This window comes from Curtobacterium sp. MCLR17_039 (assembly GCF_003234745.1).
Taxonomy (GTDB): domain Bacteria; phylum Actinomycetota; class Actinomycetes; order Actinomycetales; family Microbacteriaceae; genus Curtobacterium; species Curtobacterium flaccumfaciens.
Genome location: NZ_QKTF01000008.1, coordinates 98169 through 117672, shown reverse-complemented (window position 1 = coordinate 117672; position 19504 = coordinate 98169). Strand labels below are relative to the sequence as shown.

The window sequence follows — 19504 nt, the reverse complement described above, 5'->3', positions numbered from 1 at the left end:
CTCAGTACCAGTGCGGGTTGACGCTCATCTCGTGACCCCACGCGCCGCAGGGTGAGCCGTAGGCGCTCTTGATGTACGCGAGCCCCCAGTCGATCTGCGTGTTCGCGTTGGTGCGCCAGTCGGCTCCGGCGACCGCCATCTTCTCGGCCGGCAGCGACTGCGGGATGCCGTAGGCACCGCTCGAGGAGTTGAGGGCGTTCGCCCGCCACCCGGACTCCTGCGTCCAGAGCGACACCAGGCACGAGAACTGGTCGGAGCCCCACCCGTACGACCCGAGCGCGCTCCGTGCGTAGGCCTGTGCGGCCGCGGGGTCCACGGCGACGCCCCCGGTGCTCGGGTAGGACGAGCCGGTGCCGCCGCTGGAAGCGCTGCTGCTGGCGTTCGCGGCGTTCGCGTTCGCCTCGGCCGCCGCCGCTGCGGCCCGCTTGCGCTGCTGTTCCGCCTTCTGCGCGGCGACCCGCTGGCCGAGCTCGTACCCGGCCTCCTGCTTCGCGGTGCTGTCCTTGAGCGACGCGAGCTGCGCGTACAGCTCGTCGCTGTGCTGCTCCGTCGACTCGACGGCGGCGTCCGCCGCCTGTTCCGCCGACTTCGCCGCGGCCGAGCGTTCCTCGGCCGCCTGCGCACGCGTCGCGCGTTCCGTCTCGGCCCGCTCGGCCTGCTCGTGCAGCGAGGACGCCGTGCCGGCCGCGACGGACGCCTCGTCCATCACGCCGGACCAGGTCTCCGACAGCTGGTCGAGCGCGCCGAGCTGGTAGAGCAGCTGGTCCGGGTTCTTCGCGGTCGCGATGCGGGTGGTCATCTGGTTCGTGCTGCCGTCGCGGTACAGGTTCGCGGCCAGTTGGCCGGCCCGCTGCTGGGCCCGGTCCGCCGTCTCGCTCGCGTGCTGCGCCTGGGCCTGGAGGCTCGTGGCGGCCTGGGTGGCCGACGCCAACTCCGACTCGGCCGCGTCCGCCTTCGACGAGGCCACCAGGGCGGCCTGTGACTTCGCGGCTGCTTCGTCCTGCGCCGACTGCAGCGCGGCCTGCACCTTCTGCACCTCGGCGCGCTTCGCGGTCTCGTTGCCCTTGGCGCGCTGGACGTCCTGCCACGTGGGGTACTCGGTGGCGTTCGCGGGGGCAGCGGTCAGGGCCGGGGCGACGAGCGCGCCGACGACCACGGCGGCCGCGACGAGCACGCCCCGCGAGGGGGTGAAGCGCATGTGGGCAGGCTACCGATGTTCACCAGGAGTCCAGCGAGCCGCGCCGCCGACAGCCTGAGGACTGGTAAAGTCCATCGTGTCCGAGGACTCATTCCCCGGACGTCACACACAACACTGCGCAGGCCGGGCACGGAGCTGGTCATCGGTGGTGGCTCGCGGGCCGGAACGGTTTCCCGAGTGCTTCTACTGCTGGCCAGACATGCGTCCGGAACGATCGGCGCGCACGCACCATCGAGTGCCGTCGCCATGGCCTGCCGGAAACACATCAAGGAGGCGCCCTTTTGGAGGGTCCCGAGATCAAGTTCGCCGAAGCTGTCATCGACAACGGCAAGTACGGCAAGCGCACCGTCCGGTTCGAGACCGGTCGGCTCGCACAGCAGGCCCAGGGCGCGGTCGCCGCGTACCTGGACGAGGAAACGATGCTCCTCTCGGCCACCAGCGCCGGCAAGCACCCGCGTGAGGGCTTCGACTTCTTCCCGCTGACCGTCGACGTCGAGGAACGCTCCTACGCCGCCGGCAAGATCCCCGGTTCGTTCTTCCGTCGTGAAGGCCGTCCGTCGACCGAGGCCATCCTCGTCTGCCGTCTCATCGACCGGCCGCTGCGTCCGTCGTTCGTCGACGGCCTCCGCAACGAGGTGCAGATCGTCATCACCGTCCTGAGCATCGCTCCGGACGAGTTCTACGACGCGCTGGCGATCAACGCCGCGTCCGCGTCGACGCAGATCTCCGGTCTGCCGTTCTCCGGCCCGATCGCCGGTGTGCGCCTCGCGCTCATCGGTGACCAGTGGGTCGCGTTCCCGAAGGCCTCGCAGCTCGCCGACGCCGTGTTCGACCTGACCGTCGCCGGTCGTGTCGTCACGGACGAGGCCGGCAACGAGGACGTCGCGATCATGATGGTCGAGGCCGAAGCCACCGAGCACGCCTGGGACCTCATCCAGGGCGGGGCCACCAAGCCCGACGAGGCCATCGTCGCCCAGGGTCTCGAGGCGGCGAAGCCGTTCCTCAAGTCCCTCGTCGACGCGCAGGCCAAGCTCGCCGCGCAGTCGGCCAAGGAGATCCAGGACTTCCCGGTCTTCCCGCCCTACGCGCCCGAGGTCTACTCGGCTGTCGAGGCACTCGCGCTCTCCGAGCTCGGCGACGTCTACAAGATCGCCGCCAAGACCGAGCGTCAGGACGCCGACGACGCGCTCAAGTCGCGCGTCAAGGCCGCCATCGCGGAGCAGGTCACCGCGGGCTCGCTGCCCGAGGTCGCCAACTCGCAGGTCAGCGCCGCCTACAAGTCGGTCACGAAGAAGGTCGTCCGCGGCCGCATCCTGACCGAGCAGATCCGCATGGACGGCCGCGGCCTCGCCGACATCCGTCCGCTCGACGCCGAGGTCGCCGTGATCCCGCGCGTCCACGGTTCGGCGATCTTCCAGCGCGGCGAGACGCAGATCCTCGGCGTCACCACGCTGAACATGCTCAAGATGGAGCAGCAGATCGACTCGCTGTCGCCCGTCACGAAGAAGCGCTACCTGCACCACTACAACTTCCCGCCCTACTCGACCGGTGAGACCGGCCGTGTGGGTTCGCCGAAGCGTCGCGAGATCGGGCACGGCTTCCTCGCCGAGCGCGCCCTCGTGCCGGTGCTGCCGTCGCGTGACGAGTTCCCCTACGCCATCCGTCAGGTCTCCGAGGCGCTCAGCTCCAACGGCTCGACCTCGATGGGTTCCGTCTGCGCCTCGACCCTCTCGCTGCTCAACGCCGGTGTGCCCCTCAAGGCCCCGGTCGCCGGCATCGCGATGGGCCTGGTCTCCGACACCGTCGACGGTCAGACCCGCTACGCGGCCCTGACCGACATCCTCGGCGCGGAAGACGCCCTCGGCGACATGGACTTCAAGGTCGCCGGTACCTCGGAGTTCGTCACCGCGATCCAGCTCGACACCAAGCTCGACGGCATCCCGTCGACGGTGCTCGACGCGGCGCTCAAGCAGGCCAAGGAGGCCCGCTCGGCCATCCTCGGTGTGCTGAACGAGGCTATCGACGCCCCCGACGAGATGGCGGACACCGCTCCTCGCGTCATCTCGGTGCAGATCCCCGTCGACAAGATCGGCGAGCTGATCGGCCCGAAGGGCAAGACGATCAACGGCATCCAGGACACCACCGGTGCCGACATCTCGATCGAGGACAACGGCACCGTCTACATCGGCGCCGTCGACGGTCCGTCGGCCGAGGCCGCTCGTGCCCAGGTCAACGCGATCGCCAACCCGACCAACCCGGAGATCGGGGACCAGTTCCTCGGCACCGTCGTGAAGATCGCCACCTTCGGCGCCTTCGTGTCGCTGCTCCCGGGCCGTGACGGTCTGCTCCACGTCTCCGAGGTGCGCAAGCTCGCCGGCGGCAAGCGTGTCGAGAACGTCGAGGACGTCCTGGGCGTCGGCCAGAAGGTCCTGGTCGAGGTCACCAAGGTGGACGACCGCGGCAAGCTGTCGCTCGCGCCGGTCGTGGCCGACGAGACCGAGGGTGACTCCACCTCGGCCGAGACGGTCCGCGCCCACGCCGAGGACCCGGCCGAGGGCTGATCCTCCTCCGCGTCCTGACGCACGAACGGCCGCCGTCCCTTCCGGGGCGGCGGCCGTTCGCCGTTGCGGGGCGTGTGTGCGTGTTGGCCGCGCGTGCTTTCGCGGCCGGCGACACCTCACGGGCACGGCGCCGCGTGAACTGTCGCTGTGCGCGAAAGACCGCCGCGCCGTGCCGCGTGCCGGTCAGGCCGCGGGGGTCTCCTGCGTGCCCATGAGCTGCGCGCGCCCGAGCAGGTGCCCACGGAGCATGAAGCCCACGACCGCGGGGGTCACGTCGGCGGGGACCTCGAGCACGGGGACGTCGAGGGCGCTCAGCGTGAAGAAGTAGCGGTGCGCACCGTGACCCGCGGGCGGAGCGGCCCCGAGGAACGTGTCCGTGCCGAACTCGTTGCGGCGACGGAGCGCCTCGGCGGGCAGCAGGGCGTCATCGGTACCGGCGCCGGCGGGGAGCGAGGTCGCCGAGCCCGGGATGTCGGTCAGGCTCCAGTGCCAGAAGCCGGAGCCGGTCGGGGCATCGGGGTCGTAGACGGTCAGGACGAAGCTCTTCGTGCCCTCGGGTGCGTCCGACCACTCGAGTGCGGGGGAGCGGTCCTCACCCCCGACGTCGGAGCCGCGTGCCGAGGTGGGCAGCTCGCCTCCGTCGGTGAAGTCGGGGCTCGTCAGGGTGAAGGACGGGACGTCGGGCAGGTTCCAGTTGGGGTCGTTGGCCATGCCCCAAGCCAACACCCGCCGGCTCGGGCTGCGCTCGGTGCGCGAGCGGGGCTGTGGGAGTTCGCACGCGACGGCCTGGAGGCACGGTGCGGGCCCGTCACGGGCCTCCCGTCCGATGGCGCTCGCCTCGACCGCCCCGCTGGAGCGACAGCGTCGGCGACAGCCGGGCGTCAGCCCGCGAGCACCCGGTCGACCACGCGGTTGAGCGCAGCGGTGGCGGCGATCGCGTCACCGGCGTACGCGCCGGCCATCGCACCGTCGCGCGCGAGCATGAGCTCGTCGGCACCGTCCCCGGGAAGGGGATGTCCGGCCTCCTGCAGCAGGGTCGCCAGTCGTTCGGTGTACCACTCGCGGTGCACGGCGACGACCTGGCGGACCGGGTCGCGCGGGTCGTGGTACTCGGCGGCGGCGTGCAGGAACGCACAGCCGCGGAACGCCGGGTCGTTGACGTCGTCGGCCAGTGCGGCGACCCACGCACGGACGGCCCGGTCGGGGGAGCCGGCGTCGGCGATCAGCTGCTCCATCCGCTCCTGCACGCGCTCGTGCTGGGTGCGGATGTAGGCGAGGATCAAGTTGTCCTTCGACCCGTAGTGCTTGTAGAACGTCGCCTTCGTGACGCTCGCCTCGGAGATGAGGCGGTCGACGCCGACGCCGTGGATGCCCTCTTCGTAGAAGAGTCGCGTGGCGGTCTCGAGGACACGGACCTTCGCGCCGCCGGAGCGGGGAGTCGGGGGGACGCTCGACCCGTCCGGCGACGCGAGGTTCGTGCTCGGGCCGGGGAGACGCTGGACGGCCGGTTGGGGGGAATCGACCGTCACAGCGTGTACTCCTCGGACTCATCGGCTCCGCGACCGGAGTGGGGGGACTCGGTGGTCGCGCAGGACTGATGTCCCGAGCCGCCGGATCGGAACTTAGGGGGGCTTTCGATCCGGCGTGGCCAACAGTAGCACAAGGAGGACAGACAGACGAGTCGGTCTGTCCACATTTTCTGTACCCCACTTCGAGTGGCACGCGACCGAGGCCGGGAAACTGGGCAGGAGGCATCGACGGATCAGTAGGCTCGTCTGCGATGAACCAGCCAGTGCCACTGCCGCTCGGGGCCCCGGACACGTCGTTCCTGACGTCCGGCGGGGCCTTCGTCCGTCGCACCGTGCTGCCCTCGGGTGTCCGTGTGCTGACCGAGGCGGTGCCGGGTGCCGCGTCGACGAGCATCGGGTTCTGGGTCGGCGTCGGTTCGCGTGACGAGCGCGACGGGCAGTTCGGGTCGACCCACTTCCTCGAACACCTGCTCTTCAAGGGCACCGAGACCCGATCGGCGCTCGACATCGCCATCGCGTTCGACTCGGTCGGCGGTGAGCACAACGCTGCGACCGCCAAGGAGTACACCTGCTACTACGCACGGGTCCGGGACACCGACGTCCCGATGGCCGTGAACGTCATCGGTGACATGGTCACCGGCTCGGTGCTCGAACCAGACGCCTTCGCCGTCGAGCGCGGGGTCATCCTCGAGGAACTCGCGATGGCCGCCGACGACCCGGCCGACGTCGCGGGCGAGGCGTTCTTCGCCGCGGCCTTCGGTGGACACCCCCTCGGCCGTCCCATCGGCGGGACCCCGGACAGCATCCGTGCGGTCCAGCGCGACGAGGTGCTGGCCCACTACCGCGAGCACTACGCACCGAACGGCATCGTCGTGACCGCCGCCGGTGCCGTCGACCACGACCGGTTCTGCGAACTCGTCGCCGGCGTCTTCCACGACGCCCCCGACGCCGAGCCGCTGCCGCGCCGCACGCCCGAGACCGTGGCCGACCCGGTCGAGGCGAAGCTGTCCGTGGTGCACCGCCCGACCGAGCAGGTCAGCATGCTCCGCGGCTCGCAGGGCCTCGACCTGCGCGACGACCGCCGTCCCTCGCTCAGCGTCCTGAACGCCGTGCTCGGTGGTGGCATGAGCTCGCGCCTGTTCCAGGAAGTGCGCGAGCGCCGCGGTCTGGCCTACGCGGTGTCGTCGTTCGCCCCCGCGTACCTGGACAACGGAGCCTTCGGTGTCTACGCCGGGTGCGCGCCGGACAACGTCGCCGGAGTCATCGACATCGTCGACGCCGAGTTCCGCCGGATGGTCGACCACGGCATCACCGACGACGAGCTCCGACGAGCCAAGGGCCAGATCGAGGGCGCGCTGACGCTCTCGCTCGAGGACTCCGACGCCCGCATGACCCGGCTCGGCCGTTCCGAGCTCGGCACCGGCGAGTACACCGACCTGTCGACGGCGCTCGAGCGTGTCGACGGTGTCACGACCGACGGCGTGCTCGAACTCGCGCGCGACCTGCTGACTCGGCCGACGATCACCTCGGTCGTCGGTGCCGTGCAGCAGGACGAACTCGCCGCGGCCATCGGGATCGGCAGCTGAGCACGGACATGTCGCATTACCTGTACCTCGTCCGGCACGGCGAACACCAGGACGCCGAACACGGCCTGCGGGACGGCAAGCTCTCCGAACGCGGCAAGCGTCAGGCGACCCTGATCGCGGACCGTCTCGGCGGCGTGCCCTTCGACGGCGTGTACCACTCGCCGCTCGAGGCCCCGAGCGAGACCGCCGCGTTCCTGTCGCAGCGCTTGCCGTCGATCCAGCCCGAGCCCTCGACGCTGCTGTTCGACTGCATCCCCTCGGGGCCGACCCCGGACATGCCGCACGCCTACCAGGGCTGGTACGGCGGCATCACCGAAGAGGAGATCGTCGCCGGGCAGGCCCAGATGGGCGACGCCGTGTCGGAGTGGTTCACCCCGGCGCGCGAGGACCGGCACGACCTGCTGATCACCCACAACGCCGTGATCGGCTGGTTCGTGCGCGAGGCGTTCCAGGCCCCCGAGTGGCGCTGGATGGGCACGAACGTCGCCCACACCGCGCTCACGATCATCCGGATCCGGTCGGCGAAGCCCGCCGAGGTCGTCACGCTGAACGACCTGGCCCACCTGCCGGTGGAGCTGCGCACGGGCCTGCCGGTCGACCAGCCCGTCTAGCGGCTGTCCGTCCGGTCCGCGGCGGCGCGGCCGGGAGGCCCGTGGCGGCTCAGACGATCGGCTTGCGGTACCAGGCGGTGGCGTTCGGGTTGTCGTTGAACGGCTCGACCCGCTGGTACCCGCGGCCGCGGTACATCGCGCCCGCCGCCACGAGCGAGTCGTTCGTGTCGAGGACGATGCTCGTCGCACCGAGGTCGGCCCCGGCCCGCTCGAGCAGGTCCATCAAGGCCGTCGCCACGCCCGTGCCGCGCCCGGCCGGCGCCACGAAGACGTGCTTGACCTCGAACCGGACGTCGACGGCACCGGTCGCGTCGACCCCGTCCGCGATCCGACGGAGGCCGCCACAGCCGACCGCGACGCCGTCGTCGTAGGCCACGGCGAACACCCCGTTCGGCGGCGTGAACTCGGCTGCGGGGGTGCGCTTCCGCGAGTACGTGCCCTGCGCGCTCGGGAACGTCGCCTCGCGCTCGTCCAGGTACGCATCGAGCAGCGCGTCGACCTCGGGCAGATCGGCCGGCACGGTCCTGACCTCGACTGACATGCGTCGATCCTAGGATGGACCGCATGGTCACTCCCGTCGCCGTCGTCGGCGCCACCGGTCGTCTCGGGGGCCTCATGGCGTCCGTCGTCGAGGAACTCCCGGAGTTCGAGCTCGTCGCCCGCCTGTCGTCGAAGGACGGCGCGCACGAGGCGCCGCCGTCGGTCTTCGGCGGCGCGGCCCTGGTGGTCGACGTGACGGTGCCGTCGCTCAGCCCGGCGATCGTGGAGAACGCGCTCTCGAGCGGCGCGAACGTGCTCGTCGGCACCTCCGGCTGGTCGCTCGACCGGCTCGCCAAGCTCCGCACCGGGCTGCAGGAACGCCCGGACCAGGGGGTGCTCGTGGTCCCGAACTTCTCGATCGGCTCCGTGCTCGGCACGCACCTGGCGACGATCGCGGCCCCGTGGTTCCCCGCCGCCGAGATCGTCGAGACCCACCACGCCGGCAAGATCGACTCGCCCTCGGGCACCGCGGTGCGCACCGCCGAGCTGATGGCCGACGCGCGGCGCGAGGTCGGTCCCGTGGACGCCCCGCACGTCGACCAGCGCGCCCGCGGCCAGCAGGTCGCCAGCGTGCCCATCCACTCGCTCCGGCTCCCCGGGGTGAAGGCCGTGCAGGACGTGGTGCTGAGCGGCCCCGGCGAGACACTGACGATCCGGCACGACACCAACGACGACGTTGCCTACGTCGCGGGTATCCGTGCCGCGCTGGCGAACGTGGTGTCGGCGCGGGGCCTCACCGTGGGCCTCGGCAGCGTCCTCGGGATCGGCTGAGGCGTCATGACTCGGATGGAGCGGGCCGGACGCACGATCCGCTCGCCGTTCTGGGGTGCGGCGCTGATGGCGGTGCTGCTCGCCCTGTACATCGTGCTCGTCGGGCAGCGCGCCGTCGCCTTCATCGCCACCGGGATCCCGATCGGCATCGGCATCGGCGTCGCGCTGTTCGTCGTCGCCGCGATCGGGGCGCTCCTGCTCGTGCTCGAGTTCCGCTTCGGCATCCGCATCACCCGGCTCGGCGCACGGCTCGAGGCTGAGGGCGGCACCCCGGACGACGTCGTCCCGGTGCGGCCGTCGGGCCGGCCGATCCGCGACGCCGCCGACGAGCTGTTCCCGCGGTACCGCGACGCGGTCGAGCAGGACCCCGCCGACTGGCGTGGCTGGTACCGGCTCGGCGTGGTCTACGACGCCGCCGGTGACCGCAAGCGTGCACGATCGGCGATGCGCACAGCCCTCGCGCGCGCCGCCGACCGCTGACCCCCGGGCCGGAGGCGGATCAGAAGACGGCGTCGATGGCGTCCGCCGCCTGCGTGTACCGGAACGTGTAGCCGGACTCGAGCAGCTTCGTCGGGACCATCCGCTGGCTCGACAGGAGCATGTCGTCGGCGGCGTCCCGCAGCGCCAGGCGCAGGGCGAACTCGGGGATCCGGAAGAGGTACGGGCGGTGCAGGACCTCGGCGACGTGCTTCGTGATGCGGTCGGCGACGACGGGCTCAGGACCCGCCAGGTTCACCGGGCCGGAGACGTCCGGGGCCGCGGTCGCCAGGTGCACGATCGCGCCCACCTCGTCCTCGAGCGCGATCCACGGCCAGTGCTGGCCACCGGTGCCCAGCCGGCTGCCGACGCCGAGCTTGGTCAGCGGGACGAGCGGCGCGAGCGCACCGCCGCCCTTGCCGATGACGATGCCGGTACGGAGCGTGACGACGCGGACCCCGGCGGGAGCGGCGTTCGCGGCGGCCTCCCACGCGGTGCAGACGTCGGCGAGGAATCCCGTGCCCGGGGCGGCGTCGTCCTGCAGCACGTCGGCCGGGCGGTCGCCGTACACGCCCGAGGCCGAGCCCGACAGAAACAGCGCCGGGGGAGTGGCGGCGTGCCGCATCGCCTCGACCAGGGTGTCGGTGGCGTCGATGCGCGAGCTGCGGATCTCCCTGCGGTAGGCGTCCGTCCACGGCAGCTTGCCGATGTTCGCACCGGCCAGGTTGATCACCACGTCGGCGCCGTCGAGGATCGCCGGGTCGAGCGGACGCCGCCCCGGCGCCCAGCGGAACTCGGTCGCGGTGCGCGCTTCGCGGCGGACGAGCGTGGTGACGTGGTGCCCCGCCTCGCGCAGGGCGCGGACGAGGGGCGTTCCGATGAACCCGGACGAGCCGGCCACCAGGATCGAGAGCGGTTGTTCCGTCGTGTCGGGCATGCCCGCAACGCTACTCACACCGACGTAGGCTTCTGTGTGTGACCGACAGCGAGACCGTACAGCCCGACGCCTCCGTCCCGACCCCCTACGAAGACCTGCTCCGCCGGGTCCTGACCGAGGGCTCGCCGAAGGGTGACCGCACCGGCACCGGCACCCGCAGCCTGTTCGGCGCGCAGCTCCGCTACGACCTGTCGAAGGGGTTCCCCCTCGTCAGCACGAAGCGCGTGCACTTCAAGTCGGTCGCGTACGAGCTCCTCTGGTTCCTGCGCGGCGAGGGGAACGCGACCTGGCTGCAGGAGCACGGTGTCCGGATCTGGAACGAGTGGGCGGACGCCGACGGCGACCTCGGCCCGGTGTACGGCGTGCAGTGGCGCTCGTGGCCCACCCCCTCGGGTGAGCACGTCGACCAGATCGCCCAGGTCATCGACCAGATCACGACCAACCCGGACAGCCGCCGGCTCATCGTCTCGGCGTGGAACGTCGCCGACGTGCCGGACATGGCGCTCGCCCCGTGCCACGCGTTCTTCCAGTTCTTCGTCAACGACGGCAAGCTCTCGTGCCAGCTCTACCAGCGGAGCGCCGACATGTTCCTCGGCGTCCCGTTCAACATCGCCTCGTACGCGCTGCTGACCCACATGATCGCGGCGCAGACCGGGCTCGAGGTCGGCGACTTCGTCTGGACCGGCGGTGACTGCCACATCTACGACAACCACGTCGAACAGGTCGAGGAGCAGCTGTCCCGCACGGCGTACCCGATGCCGACGCTCGAACTCGCACCGCGCGACTCGATCGACGACTACGAGTACGAGGACTTCACCGTCGTCGGCTACGAGCACCACCCGGCGATCAAGGCCGCGGTCGCCGTCTGATGATCGGCATGGTCTGGGCCCGCTCGACCACCGGTGTCATCGGTGCCGACGGCGGCATGCCCTGGCACGTGCCCGAAGACCTGGCGCACTTCAAGCAGGTCACCGGCGACGCGACCGTGCTGATGGGCCGACGCACCTGGGAGTCCCTGCCCGAGCGCTTCCGGCCGCTACCCGGTCGGCGCAACGTCGTGCTCACCCGGGACACGACGTGGACGGCCGACGGCGCCGAGGTCGTGCACGACCTGCACGCCGCCCTCGACACCGACGAGACCGTCTGGGTCATCGGCGGCGGCCAGGTGTACGACGCCGCACTCGACGCGGCCGACCACGTCTCCGAGACCCTGATCGACGTCGACGTCGTCGGCGACACCGTCGCACCCACGCTCGGCGAGGCTGCCGGCTGGACGCTCGCCGACGAGGGCCCCTGGCAGGAGTCCCGCACGGGCACCCGCTACCGGTTCCTGGAGTGGCAGCGCCGCGCCTGAGTGCCCGATGTCGCCGGGCGTGACCGGCGGGACGGACGTGATCCGGGCCTCCCGGCCGCGCCGCAGGCGATCCACCGTCCACACGGACGGCGGTCCTCGCGCGCATCCCCGGTACGCTGGTGCCCGTGTCCCCGCGTGAGAATCCCTTCGGTCAGGTCCTCGTCGCCCTCGTGACCCCGTTCGCGGCCGACGGCGAGGTCGACTGGCCCGGCGTCGAGCAGCACATCGACGACTGCATCACCGCCGGCGCCGACGGCATCGTCGTCACCGGCACGACCGGCGAGACGTCGACGCTGACCGACCCGGAGAAGCTCCGTCTGGTCGAGGTCGGCAAGTCCGTCGCCGCCGGCCGCGCGAAGATCATCACGGGCGGTGGCTCGAACGAGACCGCGCACGCGATCCACCTGTACAAGCAGAGCGAGAAGGCCGGCGCGGACGGCGTGATGATCGTCACGCCGTACTACAACAAGCCGACCCAGTCGGGTGTCCTCACCCACTTCCGGATGATCGCGGACGCCACCGACCTGCCGGTGATCCTGTACGACATCCCGGGCCGCACCGGCATCCCGATCACGTACGACACGATCCTGCGTGCGTCGAAGCACCCGAACATCCTCGCCGTGAAGGACGCCAAGGGCGACTTCGCCGAGGTCTCGCGGGTCCTGAACAACACCGACCTCATGTACTTCTCCGGCGACGACACGAACGTGCTCCCGCACCTGTCGATCGGCGCCACCGGCCTGATCGGCGTGACCGCGAACATCACGAGCGCGCCGTACCGCACCATCGTCGACGCCGTGAACCGGGGCGACCTGGCCACCGCGACGGCCGAGCACAAGCGACTCGAGCCGCTCGTCCGCGCCGTGATGACGCACGTTCCGGGTACCGTGGCCGCGAAGTACATCCTGCACGGGCTCGGCCGCATCGGCAGCCCGCGCGTCCGACTGCCGCTCGTCGGCCCCGAGGACTCCGAGGCGTACGCCATCGAGACCTCCCTCGAAGCCGTGCGCGACGTGCCCGGCGCCGACTTCTCGAACTTCCGCCCCGACCGCAACGCGGCGGCCGGCGGTGCACTACCGAAGGTGCCAGGCACCACCCGCTAGCGAACACCGCGGCGCGCAGCACGCGCATCGCCCGAATCCGTAGGACCGAATGCCCACACAGATCTCCGAACCGCAGCCGCTCGAAGCCGGCACCCTCCGCGTCGTCCCCATCGGGGGCCTCGGCGAGATCGGTCGCAACATGACCGTCTACGAGTACGAGGGCAAGCTGCTCATCGTCGACGCCGGCGTGCTGTTCCCCGAGGAGCACCAGCCCGGTGTCGACCTGATCCTGCCGGACTTCTCGCCGATCCGTGACCGCCTCGACGACGTCCTCGGTGTCGTGCTCACGCACGGCCACGAAGACCACATCGGCGCCGTCCCGTACCTGCTCAAGCTCCGCGACGACATCCCGCTGATCGGCTCCACGCTGACCCTCGCGCTGGTCGAGGCGAAGCTCAAGGAACACCGGATCAAGCCGTACACGCTCGTCGTGGCCGAGGACCAGACCGAGCAGATCGGTCCGTTCCACCTCGAGTTCGTCGCCGTGAACCACTCCATCCCGGACGCCCTCGCCGTCGCGATCACGACCCCCGCCGGTCGTGTGCTGCACACGGGTGACTTCAAGATGGACCAGCTCCCGCTGGACGACCGCATCACCGACCTCCGTGCGTTCGCCCGTCTGGGCGAGGCCGGCGTGGACCTGTTCCTGCCGGACTCCACGAACGCCGACGTGCCGGGCTTCACCGCTCCGGAGCGCGACATCGGCCCGGTGCTCGAGAACATCATCATGCGCGCCCGCAAGAAGGTCGTCGTGGCGAGCTTCTCGTCGCACGTGCACCGCGTGCAGCAGGTCCTCGACGCCGCCGCGGCCGCGAACCGTAAGGTCGCGTTCATGGGGCGCTCGATGATCCGCAACATGACGATCGCCGCCGACCTCGGGTACCTGCGGGTGCCGGAGAACGTGCTCATCGACACGAAGAAGGCGAAGAACGTCCCCGACGACCAGATCGTCTACATGTCGACCGGGTCGCAGGGTGAGCCGATGGCCGTCCTGGCCCGCATGGCGAACCTCGAGCACCAGATCGAGATCGGCGAGGGCGACACCGTCATCCTCGCGTCGTCGCTCATCCCGGGCAACGAGAACGCCGTGTACCGCGTCATCGACGGGCTGACCAAGCTCGGTGCGAAGGTCGTGCACAAGGGCAACGCGAAGGTGCACGTCTCCGGACACGCCTCCGCCGGCGAGCTGCTCTACTGCTACAACATCCTGCGGCCGCGCAACGTGCTCCCCGTCCACGGCGAGCACCGCCACCTGTACGCGAACGCCGACCTGGCGATCCAGACGGGTGTCCCGCCGCGCAACGTGATCCTCGGGCAGGACGGCATCGTCGTCGACCTGAAGGACGGCGTCGCGACGGTCGCCGGTCAGCTCGACATCGGCTACGTCTACGTCGACGGCTCCACCGTCGGCGAGATCACCGACGCCGACCTGAAGGACCGCCGCGTCCTGGCGGAAGAGGGCTTCATCTCGATCTTCTGCGCGGTGGACTTCACCACCGGGCAGTGTGTGATCGGCCCGGAGATCCAGTCGCGTGGCTTCGCCGAGGACGACTCCGTGTTCGACGACGTCCGCCCGCAGATCGCCAAGGCGATCTCCGAGGCTGCCGCGAACGGCACGCGCGACTCGCACGCCTTCGCGCAGGTCGTCCGTCGCACGGTCGGTCGCTGGGTGAACACGAAGCACCGTCGTCGTCCGATGATCGTCCCGGTGGTCATCGAGGCGTAGCGTCCGTCCCCGCTCTGGAGGCCCGTCCAGCGTCCGTCACGGACGCTGCGGCGGGCCTTCCTGCGTTTGTCCTGAGCGGGCGTTAGGGTTCTGCCCATGGCCGGAGGCACCAAGTCGACCACGCGCTCGCGCGCGTCCACGTCGTCCCGTGGCAACGGGACGCGCGGTTCGTCGCGCACCCAGGCCACGACGAAGAAGCTGCCGCAGGCTGCGCCCACGCCGGTGTTCCGCGAGCAGAACCCGCTCGTGACCTTCTGGCTCGCGATGGCGCACGGCGTCGGCGCGATGTTCCGGCTGCTCGGCAAGGAGACCCTCGAGAAGGACCAGCGGCGCGACGGGTTCCCGTTCCTGCTGTTCCTGCTGGCCATCGCCGGCGGGGTCGTCGAGTGGCTCAACCCGACCAACAGCGTCTCCGTCGCACTCGACGCGTACACGTTCGGTGGGCTGTTCGGCCGCCTGGCGTTCGCCCTGCCCGTCATCATGATCGTGTTCGCCGGGTGGCTGTTCCGGCACCCGGCCTCGGTGCACGACAACACCCGGATCGGCATCGGCCTGGGCATCCTGATCGTGTCGATCGCCTCGCTCTGCCACGTCTTCGGTGGCCGACCGAGCGCGGCCGACGGCATGCCCGCGCTGGCCGCCGCCGGTGGGGTGCTGGGCTGGGTGGTCATCGGCTGGCTCGTCACGATCGCGACCGCCTGGGTGGCCGTCCCCGTGGCGATCGTGCTGCTCGTGCTGTCGCTCTTCATCATCACCAAGACGCCGCCGAACAAGCTCGGGCGACGCCTGCACGAGCTCTACGCCTACCTGTTCGGCGCGCCGGCCCCCGCAGCAGAACCCGAGGCCGACGCCGCCGCTGCGGCGGAGCCCGCCGCCCGCGCCCGCACGTCGAAGCGCGGCAAGAAGGGCGACGCCGACTTCCAGCTGTTCGACGACCTCGGGTTCGGTGACGAGCAGGCCGCTGCCGACGCCGAAGCCGGTGGCGACAACGTGCCGTGGTGGCGCCGGAACAAGTCCGGGCGCGAAGAGGACCCGGCGTACGACAGCCCGGTGCTGCCGCCGGCCACCGGGGTCGCCCCGGCTGCCGCTGCCGTCGCACCAGCTGCGCCCGTCGTGCCCGCTGCCCCCGCAGTGAGCCCGAACGCCGGTGCCGCCGCCGGGCTCGTCGACCTCACGCCGGCCGAGCCCGCGTCGGTCAACCTCAACGACTCCGTCGAGCAGGACCTGCAGGACGCCGAGCAGGCGCTCCGCGCGTTCGGCACCGACGTCCCCGCGCGGCCGGTGCCGACGGCCGACATCCGTCCCGCGGTGCCCGAGGTGCTGTCCGAGCCCGAGATCGTGGACGAGCCGGAGGACATCGACGCCGCCGCCGAGCTGAGCGCGGCCGCCGCCGGTTCCGACGACGATCCGTCGAAGCCCTACCGACTGCCCGCCGCCACGACGCTGAGCTCCGGAACCCCCTCGGTGGCGCGGAGCCAGGCGAACGACGACATCGTCGCCGCCATCACCGGGGTGCTCACCGAGTTCAAGGTCGACGCGAAGGTCACCGGGTTCTCCCGCGGGCCGACGGTGACCCGGTACGAGATCGAGCTCGGCCCCGGCGTCAAGGTCGAGCGCGTGACGGCCCTGTCGAAGAACCTGTCGTACGCGGTCGCCTCGAACGAGGTCCGCATCCTGTCGCCGATCCCGGGCAAGAGCGCCATCGGCGTCGAGATCCCGAACACCGACCGCGAGATCGTCTCGCTCGGTGACGTGCTGCGCTCGAACGCCGCACGCAAGTCGAAGCACCCGATGACGATCGGCGTCGGCAAGGACGTCGAGGGCGGCTTCGTCGTCGCGAACCTGGCGAAGATGCCGCACCTGCTCGTCGCCGGCTCCACCGGTTCCGGCAAGTCGGTGTTCATCAACTCGATGATCACGTCGCTGCTGATGCGCGCGAAGCCCTCCGAGGTCCGCATGGTCCTGGTCGACCCGAAGCGCGTCGAGCTCTCCATCTACGCCGGTGTCCCGCACCTCATCACACCCATCATCACGAACCCGAAGAAGGCGGCCGAAGCGCTGCAGTGGGTCGTGAAGGAGATGGACATGCGGTACGACGACCTGGCGTCGTTCGGGTTCCGCCACGTCGACGACTTCAACAAGGCGATCGAGAACAACGAGATCGTCCTGCCGGCGGGCAGCGAGCGGAAGCTCAAGCCGTACCCGTACCTGCTCGTCGTCGTCGACGAGCTCGCCGACCTCATGCTCGTGGCACCGCGTGACGTCGAGGAGTCGATCGTCCGCATCACCCAGCTCGCCCGTGCCGCCGGCATCCACCTGGTGCTCGCGACGCAGCGCCCCTCGGTCGACGTCATCACCGGCTTGATCAAGGCGAACGTGCCGTCGCGCATCGCCTTCGCGGTGACGAGCGTCACGGACTCCCGCGTCATCCTCGACCAGCCCGGCGCCGACAAGCTCATCGGTCAGGGCGACGCGCTCTTCCTGCCGATGGGCTCGTCCAAGTCGCTCCGCGTGCAGGGTGCCTGGGTGCAGGAGGGCGAGGTCGCCGAGGTCGTCCAGCACGTCACGCGGCAGGCGCAGCCCGAGTACCGCCAGGACGTCCAGGCCGTGGTCGAGCGCAAGGAGATCGACGCCGACATCGGCGACGACCTCGAACTGCTGCTCGCGGCCGTCGAGCAGGTCGTGTCGACCCAGTTCGGTTCCACGTCGATGCTGCAGCGGAAGCTCCGCGTCGGCTTCGCCAAGGCCGGTCGTCTGATGGACCTGATGGAGTCGCGCGACATCGTCGGGCCGTCCGAGGGTTCGAAAGCCCGCGACGTCCTGGTGACCGCCGACCAGCTGCCCGCGGTGCTCGCGAAGCTCCGCGGCGAGGAGCCGCCCGCCGCGGCCGCTCCGGCAGCGCCGGCCCCGACGCCGTCCGGCGACGGTGACCGCTACGGAGCAGACCCCGTCGGGGACATGACCCGCGGGTACGATGAAGTCCACGACGAGCCCGATGAGGACGCGTGGGGACTGACGGGCAGGGAGTGACGGCGATGACCGCCTCGGACAGCACGAACACCACGCACGGCGCACGGTTCCCGTGGCGCGGGCGGCTGCTGCGCAAGGGCCCCGGCCCGGCGTCGACCGCGAACGTCGCGAACATCATCACGGTGGTGCGCATCCTGATGGCGCCGCTGTTCTTCGTCCTGCTGCTCGCAGACGCCGGCAACGACGGACCCCTTCGCATCTGGGCAGCGGTCGTCTTCGTCGTGGCGATCGTCACGGACAGCGCCGACGGCATCATCGCCCGTCGGCAGAACCTGGTCACGGACTTCGGCAAGCTCGTCGACCCGATCGCCGACAAGGTGCTCATCGGTGGTGCGCTCGTCGCGCTGTCGATCCTGCAGGAACTGCCCTGGTACGTGACCGTGCTGATCATGGTGCGCGAGATCGGCATCACGGTCTTCCGGTTCGCGGTGCTCTCCGACCGGGTGATCCCGGCGAGCCGCGGCGGCAAGATCAAGACCGTGCTGCAGGCCGTCGCCCTGACGGCGGCGCTGTTCCCGTGGTGGAACCTGGTCGGCGACTGGGCGCACTGGGTCAACGGCGTCCTGATGACGGCCGCGTTCCTGGCAACGATCCTGAGCGGGATCGACTACCTCTGGCAGGCATGGAAGCACAACCGCACCACCGCATGACCGGACCCGACCGCTCGACGCAGGCCGCGCCTCCCGTCCCGGTCGCACCGGGACTCATCGCCGAACTGACGGCGCGGGGCGAGACCCTCGCCGTGGCGGAGTCGCTGACCGGCGGCCTCGTGGTCGCGACCCTCGTCGACGTGCCGGGCGCGAGTGCCGTCGTCCGCGGTGGCGTCGTGGCCTACGCGACGCCCGTGAAGCACTCGGTGCTCGGGGTCTCGGCAGAGCTGCTCGAGGCCGAGGGCGCCGTGCACCCCGAGGTCGCCCGGCAGATGGCCGCCGGTGTCCGGATCGCGCTGTCCGTCGACGGGGAACCCGCGACGTGGGGGATCAGCACGACCGGCGTCGCCGGCCCGGATCCGCAGGACGGCAAGCCCGTCGGCACCGTGTACGTGGGGATCGCCTCCGCCGCGGGGGCAGAGGCCTTCGAGCTGCACCTCGACGGTGACCGAGGGGCAATCCGGCACGCCACCGTCTCCGAACTCCTTGCACGGATGTCGTCCGAGGTCCGGGGCCGGGAATAGGTCCCGTTTCCACTGGGTTACATCTCACGAAATCTCCAGCAGTACGGCAGCCAGCCTGGCTAACATGCTGCAACCGGCAACGCTATTGTTGCTGAACCCGAACTCGATCCACCGGACCGAGCGGGCGCGGAGACGACAGAGAGGAGGAGTTCTCATGGTTCTCGTTCGTCAGGAAATCGGCGATGTGCTCCGGGACTTCCGCTTGCAGAAGGGCCGGACCCTCCGTCAGGTCGCGTCCAAGGCCAGTGTCGCGCTCGGGTACCTCAGTGAGGTCGAGCGCGGGCAGAAGGAAGCCAGCTCGGAGATCCTCGCGTCCGTCGCGGATGCTCTGGACACGCCCATCTCGACCATCATGCGCGAAGTGGGCGACCGCCTCGCGATCGTCGAGGGGCTGACCCCCGTCCCCGACACGCTCCCGGACGACCTCGTCGCCGAGTTCGACAACGACCTCGCGGTGCGCTGAGCGCATCGCACCGAACGCCCTCGCCGGTCCTTCCCGGCGGGGGCGTTCTGCGTTCCGGCCCGCGACCACGCGCCTAGGCTGGTCGGATGCGCGTGAGTGAGTTCTGGCGAGCCGTCGACCAGGTGTTCGGTGAGGCCTACGGTTCCGTGGTCACCCGTGACGTCGTGCTCGAAGGGCTCGGCGGTCGCTCCGCCGTGGACGCCCTCGCCGCCGGTGTCGACGCCCGCCGGGTGTGGGACGCGCTGTGTGACTCGCAGGACGTCCCGATGGACCGTCGGCACGGCAAGGGCCTGGCCGAACCCCAGGACTGAGCCGGTTCCGCGGGGCCGATCATCCGAAACTGTGTTCGGCGTGTTGCTCGAACGCGTGTTCGATCGGTGGTAGCTTCCTCCACAGCGGCGTCGCCCGGGTGTTCCATCCACAGATCGCGTGACCGTCGGCAGT

The 19504-nt window shown here is 70.6% G+C and carries 19 protein-coding genes; 14 read left to right on the top strand and 5 right to left on the bottom strand.

Annotation, left to right across the window (positions count from 1 at the left end):
- Position 1: 1 nt before the first annotated feature.
- Positions 2-1198, bottom strand: a complete 1197-nt coding sequence (locus tag DEJ00_RS11680) for a hypothetical protein (protein ID WP_111057458.1) — start codon at positions 1196-1198, stop codon at positions 2-4.
- 281 nt (positions 1199-1479) lie between these two features.
- On the opposite strand from DEJ00_RS11680, the gene DEJ00_RS11675 reads away from it, so the two are divergent.
- Complete coding sequence (locus DEJ00_RS11675) at positions 1480-3759, top strand: polyribonucleotide nucleotidyltransferase (RefSeq protein WP_017885932.1); 2280 nt, start codon at positions 1480-1482, stop codon at positions 3757-3759.
- Between the two features lie 183 nt (positions 3760-3942).
- On the opposite strand, the gene DEJ00_RS11670 is transcribed toward DEJ00_RS11675, so the two are convergent.
- Both DEJ00_RS11670 and DEJ00_RS11665 read right to left on the bottom strand, forming a co-directional pair.
- Positions 3943-4470, bottom strand: a complete 528-nt coding sequence (locus DEJ00_RS11670) for a YbhB/YbcL family Raf kinase inhibitor-like protein (protein WP_111057457.1) — start codon at positions 4468-4470, stop codon at positions 3943-3945.
- 170 nt (positions 4471-4640) lie between these two features.
- Positions 4641-5288 (bottom strand): TetR/AcrR family transcriptional regulator, encoded by a 648-nt coding sequence (locus DEJ00_RS11665; RefSeq protein ID WP_111057456.1) that lies wholly within the window; start codon positions 5286-5288, stop codon positions 4641-4643.
- A 251-nt stretch (positions 5289-5539) separates the two neighbouring features.
- Between DEJ00_RS11665 and DEJ00_RS11660 the strand changes: the two genes are divergently transcribed.
- Both DEJ00_RS11660 and DEJ00_RS11655 read left to right on the top strand, forming a co-directional pair.
- Entirely contained in the window at positions 5540-6874 is a 1335-nt protein-coding gene (locus DEJ00_RS11660; protein WP_071245003.1) for a pitrilysin family protein, read from the top strand.
- A gap of 8 nt (positions 6875-6882) precedes the next feature.
- Positions 6883-7485, top strand: a complete 603-nt coding sequence (locus tag DEJ00_RS11655; protein WP_027464756.1) for a histidine phosphatase family protein — start codon at positions 6883-6885, stop codon at positions 7483-7485.
- Positions 7486-7534: 49 nt separating this feature from the next.
- On the opposite strand, the gene DEJ00_RS11650 is transcribed toward DEJ00_RS11655, so the two are convergent.
- The gene (locus tag DEJ00_RS11650; RefSeq protein ID WP_111057455.1) at positions 7535-8026 is read right to left on the bottom strand and encodes a GNAT family N-acetyltransferase; all 492 of its coding nucleotides are present in this window, start codon (positions 8024-8026) and stop codon (positions 7535-7537) included.
- 23 nt (positions 8027-8049) lie between these two features.
- Between DEJ00_RS11650 and DEJ00_RS11645 the strand changes: the two genes are divergently transcribed.
- A complete protein-coding gene (locus DEJ00_RS11645; protein ID WP_258373664.1) occupies positions 8050-8796 on the top strand; it encodes a 4-hydroxy-tetrahydrodipicolinate reductase in 747 nt (248 codons plus the stop codon).
- Positions 8797-8811: 15 nt separating this feature from the next.
- Complete coding sequence (locus DEJ00_RS11640) at positions 8812-9276, top strand: tetratricopeptide repeat protein (protein WP_111057453.1); 465 nt, start codon at positions 8812-8814, stop codon at positions 9274-9276.
- Positions 9277-9295: 19 nt separating this feature from the next.
- Here the strand turns inward: DEJ00_RS11640 and DEJ00_RS11635 are convergent, their stop codons facing one another.
- Positions 9296-10210, bottom strand: a complete 915-nt coding sequence (locus DEJ00_RS11635; protein WP_071245000.1) for a TIGR01777 family oxidoreductase — start codon at positions 10208-10210, stop codon at positions 9296-9298.
- A 38-nt stretch (positions 10211-10248) separates the two neighbouring features.
- Between DEJ00_RS11635 and DEJ00_RS11630 the strand changes: the two genes are divergently transcribed.
- From DEJ00_RS11630 to DEJ00_RS11590, 9 genes are all read left to right on the top strand, one after another.
- Positions 10249-11079 carry a thymidylate synthase gene (locus DEJ00_RS11630; RefSeq protein WP_111057452.1) on the top strand — a complete coding sequence of 277 codons (831 nt, stop codon included), beginning with the start codon at positions 10249-10251 and terminating at the stop codon, positions 11077-11079.
- Positions 11079-11564 (top strand): dihydrofolate reductase, encoded by a 486-nt coding sequence (locus DEJ00_RS11625; protein WP_111057451.1) that lies wholly within the window; start codon positions 11079-11081, stop codon positions 11562-11564. Before DEJ00_RS11630 ends, DEJ00_RS11625 begins: the two co-directional genes overlap by 1 nt.
- Before the next feature lie 125 nt (positions 11565-11689).
- Positions 11690-12667 carry a 4-hydroxy-tetrahydrodipicolinate synthase gene (gene dapA / locus DEJ00_RS11620; RefSeq protein WP_110864825.1) on the top strand — a complete coding sequence of 326 codons (978 nt, stop codon included), beginning with the start codon at positions 11690-11692 and terminating at the stop codon, positions 12665-12667.
- Positions 12668-12716: 49 nt separating this feature from the next.
- On the top strand, positions 12717-14393 hold the full coding sequence (locus DEJ00_RS11615) for a ribonuclease J (protein ID WP_027464761.1): 1677 nt from the start codon (positions 12717-12719) through the stop codon (positions 14391-14393).
- Positions 14394-14489: 96 nt separating this feature from the next.
- Entirely contained in the window at positions 14490-17423 is a 2934-nt protein-coding gene (locus DEJ00_RS11610) for a DNA translocase FtsK (RefSeq protein ID WP_111057450.1), read from the top strand.
- Positions 17424-17428: 5 nt separating this feature from the next.
- A complete protein-coding gene (pgsA, locus tag DEJ00_RS11605; RefSeq protein WP_181440162.1) occupies positions 17429-18073 on the top strand; it encodes a CDP-diacylglycerol--glycerol-3-phosphate 3-phosphatidyltransferase in 645 nt (214 codons plus the stop codon).
- Positions 18070-18597 carry a CinA family protein gene (locus DEJ00_RS11600; RefSeq protein ID WP_110864739.1) on the top strand — a complete coding sequence of 176 codons (528 nt, stop codon included), beginning with the start codon at positions 18070-18072 and terminating at the stop codon, positions 18595-18597. Before pgsA ends, DEJ00_RS11600 begins: the two co-directional genes overlap by 4 nt.
- A 154-nt stretch (positions 18598-18751) precedes the next feature.
- Positions 18752-19060, top strand: a complete 309-nt coding sequence (locus DEJ00_RS11595; RefSeq protein WP_027464765.1) for a helix-turn-helix domain-containing protein — start codon at positions 18752-18754, stop codon at positions 19058-19060.
- A gap of 86 nt (positions 19061-19146) precedes the next feature.
- Positions 19147-19371, top strand: coding sequence for a DUF3046 domain-containing protein (locus DEJ00_RS11590; RefSeq protein WP_027464766.1), 225 nt, complete (start codon positions 19147-19149; stop codon positions 19369-19371).
- Positions 19372-19504: the final 133 nt, after the last annotated feature.

What these genes read in the sequence shown, in the direction of transcription:
- DEJ00_RS11640 (WP_111057453.1), top strand. Translation starts at nt 8,812, where the DNA reads ATGGAGCGGGCCGGACGCACGATCCGCTCGCCGTTCTGGGGTGCGGCG.
- DEJ00_RS11625 (WP_111057451.1), top strand. Translation starts at nt 11,079, where the DNA reads ATGATCGGCATGGTCTGGGCCCGCTCGACCACCGGTGTCATCGGTGCC.
- DEJ00_RS11670 (WP_111057457.1), bottom strand. Translation starts at nt 4,470, where the DNA reads ATGGCCAACGACCCCAACTGGAACCTGCCCGACGTCCCGTCCTTCACC.
- DEJ00_RS11595 (WP_027464765.1), top strand. Translation starts at nt 18,752, where the DNA reads ATGGTTCTCGTTCGTCAGGAAATCGGCGATGTGCTCCGGGACTTCCGC.
- DEJ00_RS11590 (WP_027464766.1), top strand. Translation starts at nt 19,147, where the DNA reads ATGCGCGTGAGTGAGTTCTGGCGAGCCGTCGACCAGGTGTTCGGTGAG.
- DEJ00_RS11635 (WP_071245000.1), bottom strand. Translation starts at nt 10,210, where the DNA reads ATGCCCGACACGACGGAACAACCGCTCTCGATCCTGGTGGCCGGCTCG.
- pgsA (WP_181440162.1), top strand. Translation starts at nt 17,429, where the DNA reads ATGACCGCCTCGGACAGCACGAACACCACGCACGGCGCACGGTTCCCG.
- DEJ00_RS11650 (WP_111057455.1), bottom strand. Translation starts at nt 8,026, where the DNA reads ATGTCAGTCGAGGTCAGGACCGTGCCGGCCGATCTGCCCGAGGTCGAC.
- DEJ00_RS11610 (WP_111057450.1), top strand. Translation starts at nt 14,490, where the DNA reads ATGGCCGGAGGCACCAAGTCGACCACGCGCTCGCGCGCGTCCACGTCG.
- DEJ00_RS11600 (WP_110864739.1), top strand. Translation starts at nt 18,070, where the DNA reads ATGACCGGACCCGACCGCTCGACGCAGGCCGCGCCTCCCGTCCCGGTC.
- DEJ00_RS11655 (WP_027464756.1), top strand. Translation starts at nt 6,883, where the DNA reads ATGTCGCATTACCTGTACCTCGTCCGGCACGGCGAACACCAGGACGCC.
- DEJ00_RS11645 (WP_258373664.1), top strand. Translation starts at nt 8,050, where the DNA reads ATGGTCACTCCCGTCGCCGTCGTCGGCGCCACCGGTCGTCTCGGGGGC.
- DEJ00_RS11660 (WP_071245003.1), top strand. Translation starts at nt 5,540, where the DNA reads ATGAACCAGCCAGTGCCACTGCCGCTCGGGGCCCCGGACACGTCGTTC.
- DEJ00_RS11680 (WP_111057458.1), bottom strand. Translation starts at nt 1,198, where the DNA reads ATGCGCTTCACCCCCTCGCGGGGCGTGCTCGTCGCGGCCGCCGTGGTC.
- DEJ00_RS11615 (WP_027464761.1), top strand. Translation starts at nt 12,717, where the DNA reads ATGCCCACACAGATCTCCGAACCGCAGCCGCTCGAAGCCGGCACCCTC.